This is a genomic window from Citreimonas sp. (assembly GCF_042096055.1).
Classification (GTDB): Bacteria; Pseudomonadota; Alphaproteobacteria; order Rhodobacterales; family Rhodobacteraceae; genus Citreimonas.
The window spans coordinates 1-4,664 of the sequence record NZ_JBELMH010000140.1; the positions used below are offsets into that span (position 1 = coordinate 1).

Here is a 4,664-nt window from a genome sequence, read left to right on the forward strand (position 1 = left end):
ATTTCGTCAAGATCGACGTCGAGGGGCACGAAGCCGACGTGCTGTCCGGGCTGAGCGTTCCGCTGCGCGCGCTGTCCTTCGAGATCACGACGCTGCGCCGCGATGTCGGCCATGCCTGCGTGGACCGGCTGTCGCATCTGGGCGATTACGCCTTCGCCCTCAGCCTCGGCGAAGACCATGCGCTTCGACCGCCGGGGTGGGTCGACCGCGACGCGATGCACACCATGCTGCGCGCGCTTCCCGACGCGGCCAATTCGGGCGATGTGTTCGCGTGGCATCGCGCCTCTGGCGTGGATCGGGATCCGCTGCGGGACCTGCCCTAGATCCGGCGTCGGTCGATGTCGTGCGGGCGGATGGTCAGGGTCGGGGTCATGCCACGCCGGCCCGTTCGAGGATGCGCGGGATCGCCTTCTTGACCTTGAAATAGCCGGCGGTGGCATGCGGCCAGATCGCGGCATCCCAGTCACGCTGCCATTCGCGCAGAGCGATCCCGCGCGCGTCGAGGACGGGGGCCGCTTGCTCCAGCCAGTCGTGCAGCGGCCCGCGCGTCACGTAGGCTGTCGCGATCTGCGTCGCGCCCGTACGGTCGGCCCAGTGCGCCAGTGCCGAGGGATCGTCCGCACGCATGACGGCCGGCGCCGCGCCGGCCCGCGACGCGGCATCCGCCAGTGCGCCATCTTCGAAGCGGCAGACGCGATCCGACACCGCGAGCGGCGAACGCAGGTGGCTGGACGCAAGCGTGGCGATCCCGCGGATATCGAGGGCGCCTAGGTCGAAATCCTCGACCCGGCAATCCTCGTCGGTGATCAGCAGGGCGGTCGGCCTGGTCGCGTCCGGCGGCACCACCGGGCGCAGCGGCTGAACGGGCGGCAGCCCGTCGGGTTCGGTCGCCTCGAGCCCCCGGGTCACCTCGGCCAGGTCGGACTGGCGCGGCGTGAAGCGTCCGCTCGTGAACGTGGCGATGTTCTGCGCATCCGCGGCATAGGGCCTGCCCCGCGTGTGCAGGCCCGCCACCCAGCGCCAGCTCAGCGTGTTGGACGCCGCATCGCCGTCGAGCAGATGGCGCAATAAGAAGTCCGCGCCCAACCGCCACGGCAGCCCGAAGGTGAAGATCCAGATCGACGCGAACCACATCCGGGCATGGTTGTGCAGATAGCCGGTCTCTGCCAGCTCGGCCACCCAGGCGTCGAAGCACGCGAGCCCGGTGCGGCCGTTCACGGCACGCTCGACCTCGCGGCGCAGGCGGCGGTCGCTCTCCAGCATCGCGAGGTCGCTTCGGACGCCGTCGCGATAGGCGGTCCAGACCTGCGGGCGGCGCTCCAGCCATCCCTTGAAGTAGCCGCGCCAGAACACCTCCTGCACGAACTTGTCGGCGTCGGACCCGTGGGCGCCGCGCGCGGCCGCCACGACGTCGCGTTCCAGCACAAGGCGGCGGCGCAGATAGGGTGACAGGGTCGACACCGCCGTGTGCGCGCCGGGGCCACGGTCGGTGTTGCGGCCGTTCGCATAGCGTCGGCCCATGCGTGGGGTGAAGCCGGCCAGGATGCGGTCACCTTCGGCGCGGGTCGGGGTCCAGTCGGTCATCGTGTCCAGCGAATGTCGGTCGGGTCGGAAGATGACGCGTGCCGCGGGCTTTTCAACGTGGCCGCGTGGCCGTGTCGCAATACGCCACGAGCATCGGCCGCAACGCGACCCGCGCGCGCAGGCGTGCCGCCATCAAGTACATGCCGCCGATCTTGCGGTGCAGGAACAGCGTTGCCGCCGGCGGCACATGCGCCAGGTCGCGGTCGTTGCCGAGGGCAAGGCCCATGTCGCGCAGCCGCGCGAGCAGGTCGCTCTGGCCGAAGTCGAACGGCTCGGCCTGCCGCAGCGGGCCCATGGCGGTGTCGAACATGGACTGGATCAGCCGCTGGTGGCGCGGGGCGGTGGTGCTGTCGAAATAGCCGACGCGCAGCATGGCCTGTCGCGTCTCGTCCGCGTCGCCGCTGAGCGCCGCGCGGGCGAGATCGCTGAAATCGGCGGCGAGCTCGGCCGAGACCGGTTGCACGGCGCCGAAGTCCAGCAGCACGATCCGCTCGGTCTTCGGATCGATGCGGTAATTGGCCAGGTTCGGATCGGTCTGCATCGCGCCGAAGACGAACAGCTCGCGCATCACCAGGTCGATCAGCGCCGCCGCGACGCGGTCCCGCTCGGCCTGCGGCGCATCGACGAGCGTGTCGAGCGGCACGCTTTCCATGTAATCCATGGCCAGCACCTGCGGCGTGCAAAGCGCGGAATGCAGGCCGGGGACCGCGAAGGTGTCGGACCCGGCAAGCAGCGCGCCGAAACGCGCCAGGTGCCGCGCCTCGGCGGCGTAGTCCGCCTCGGCGTGCAGCTGGCGCTTGGCCTCAGCCAGGAGCGGGGCGATATCCATGCCGCGCGGAAGCATCCCCGACAGGCGCAGAAGGGTCGCGACGTTGTCGACATCGCTGTCGATGCTGGCGCGCACGCCGGGGTATTGCACCTTGATCGCCAGCGCGTGCCCGTCGTGCGTCACCGCGCGGTGGACCTGCCCGATCGAGGCGGCCGCGAAGGGCCGCACGTCGAACCGGGCGAAGCGGCGATACCAGCCAGGACCCCATTCGGCGTCGAGGGCGGCCTGCAGCTGCTTGGGCGGCATGTGCCGCGCATCGTCGCGCATCCGGGCGAGGATCGCGGTCAGCTCGTCCGGAAGCACCAGTCCGGTGTCCATCGACAGCATCTGGCCCAGCTTCAGCGCGGCGCCGCGCAGGTCGGACAGCCCGTCGGTCAGCCGCGCCGTGTTGGTGGGGGTGAACAGCACGTGCGCCAGATCCGGCCGCCTGCCGCGCGAGAGCGCGCGCAGGCCCTCGGCCGCCGCGCCGCCTGCGATGCCCGAGGCCATGCCGCCGAACCGCAGCAGCCTGGCCGCCCGTCCGGTCGGCACCGCGGCGCCGCGTTCGTCGTCGTTCCTGGGCAAGGCGCGTTCCCTCCGTCTGCCGTGGCAAGCGTAGGACCCCGGCGCGCGAAATCCATCTTACGGCGTCAAAAACGGCGCCGGTTGTCGGTATAGCCGCTGAAGATACCGGGTTCCGCTCGACTGGATCAGCTCGCCTCGGCCAGGAACGCGCTAAGGTCGAAGCGCGCGTTGCCCATCTTCAGGCTGCCGTCGTCCTGCCAGGGCCAGTGGTCGCGCGGCTTGTCCCAGTAGATCTCGATCCCGTTGCCGTCCGGGTCGTCGAAATAGAGCGCGATGGAGACGCCGTGATCGGCATGGCCGTAGATGTCGACCCCGGCATCCGCGACGCGATTGGCGGCCACCGCCAGCGCGTGCCGCGTCGGATACAGAAGCGCGACGTGAAAGAGGCCGGTATGGTGCTCGTCGGGCGGCGTGCCACCCGCGCTGTGCCACGTGTTCAGCCCGATATGGTGGTGGTAGCCGCCCCACGAGAGGAACGCGGCCTGGTCGCCGTAGCGTTGGACCAGGTCCATGCCCATGACGTCGCGCCAGAAGGCGACGGACCGCTCGAGATCGGCGACCTTGAGATGCGTGTGCCCGATGCAGGGCTTCGTCATGGTGTCCATGGCCGCTCCTTGAACTGTCGCGGCAGCGTAGGTCTGCGAGGGGACCGAGGACAAGCGGGGAATAAGTGTGCAGGCCAGCTCGGTGTCTGACGACGTCCCCGCAGGTCGTCCGCCAACCCTTCAGGCTGCGCCGCGGCGGATCATCACCCGCCAGACGGCCCACGCCGTCGCGGCCGCCACCAGGGCGCATAGCGCAACCTTAGATATTGTCTCCATCGTGCCCTCGATCAGGAGGGCGTGGGGGATCGTGGCGGCGACGACCACGACGACCAGTGACAGGTGCGCGCGCTGCCACGTGCGGTAGCGCAAGCGGCGTCTGACGATCGCCAGGCCGGCGGCCGCGAACAGCGCCGACATGGCGATCACGCCCCAGGCCGAGAACCGCGTCGCCGAGGTGAACAGAAGCGCGTCGACGACGTCGGGCGGCGACGTGATCCACAGCCCGCCCACATGCAGGACGACGAGCGCCACGAGCGTCGCGCCCACGATCCGGTGAACCCGCCGCTTGCGCATCCCATCCAGCCCGAGCGCGTCGGAGATTACCAGGGGTTGAACCAGCAGCAGCCCGAGTGCGGCAACCCCGGCGAAGCCCGCGGCGATGTAGATCCAGTCCCGCCAGGCCAGCAGCGGGCTGGATGCGGCAAGGGCGAACGGGACGGCCACCGCCACGAACACCGCGGCCCGGGCCGCACCGACCCGGAGAACGGAAGCCGTGCCTTGCGTCGCGGCCTTCAAGCCGGCTGCAGGACGAAATGCGCCTCGAGGCTGGTGTTCGACGCGTCCGACATGACCGGCCGCAGGAACACGGTCTCGAAGTCGGGGCTGTCGTAGGCGAGATGACCGTGCGGCTGCCCGAACGCCGGCACGATCTGCGGCATCTCCAGCCGGAAGACGCCGTTCGCGTCCGTCACCGTGGCGCCGTGGCTGTGCCAGTCGCGTTCGTGCCCCTCGGTCGTGTGCGCCCAGATCTGGATGCGCTGACCGGGCAGGGGCGCGCCATCGCCTGCGCGCCGCACGGTGCCCGTCATCCAGAACCCGCCGGATCCGATACGCTCCACGATCGGGGCGCCGGGGCGGTAGTT

The 4,664-nt window shown here is 70.3% G+C and carries 5 protein-coding genes and 1 pseudogene; 1 reads left to right on the forward strand and 5 read right to left on the reverse strand.

The features are described from left to right. Positions 1-323: pseudogene (locus ACFDTC_RS17530) on the forward strand (hypothetical protein); the annotation flags it as partial. 46 nt (positions 324-369) lie between these two features. On the opposite strand, the gene ACFDTC_RS17535 reads toward ACFDTC_RS17530, so the two are convergent. The 5 genes from ACFDTC_RS17535 to ACFDTC_RS17555 all read right to left on the reverse strand — a co-directional run. Continuing rightward, entirely contained in the window at positions 370-1,584 is a 1,215-nt protein-coding gene (locus ACFDTC_RS17535) for an FAD-binding domain-containing protein (protein ID WP_375260166.1), read from the reverse strand. 52 nt (positions 1,585-1,636) lie between these two features. Next, the gene (locus tag ACFDTC_RS17540; RefSeq protein WP_375260167.1) at positions 1,637-2,977 is read right to left on the reverse strand and encodes an ABC1 kinase family protein; all 1,341 of its coding nucleotides are present in this window, start codon (positions 2,975-2,977) and stop codon (positions 1,637-1,639) included. Positions 2,978-3,102: 125 nt separating this feature from the next. Next, on the reverse strand, positions 3,103-3,582 hold the full coding sequence (locus ACFDTC_RS17545; RefSeq protein ID WP_375260168.1) for a VOC family protein: 480 nt from the start codon (positions 3,580-3,582) through the stop codon (positions 3,103-3,105). Positions 3,583-3,702: 120 nt separating this feature from the next. Beyond that, positions 3,703-4,317 (reverse strand): ferric reductase-like transmembrane domain-containing protein, encoded by a 615-nt coding sequence (locus ACFDTC_RS17550; RefSeq protein WP_375260169.1) that lies wholly within the window; start codon positions 4,315-4,317, stop codon positions 3,703-3,705. Further along, positions 4,314-4,664: twin-arginine translocation pathway signal (locus tag ACFDTC_RS17555; RefSeq protein WP_375260170.1), on the reverse strand; the 351-nt coding region annotated here is incomplete at its 5' end. The genes ACFDTC_RS17550 and ACFDTC_RS17555, both read right to left, overlap by 4 nt.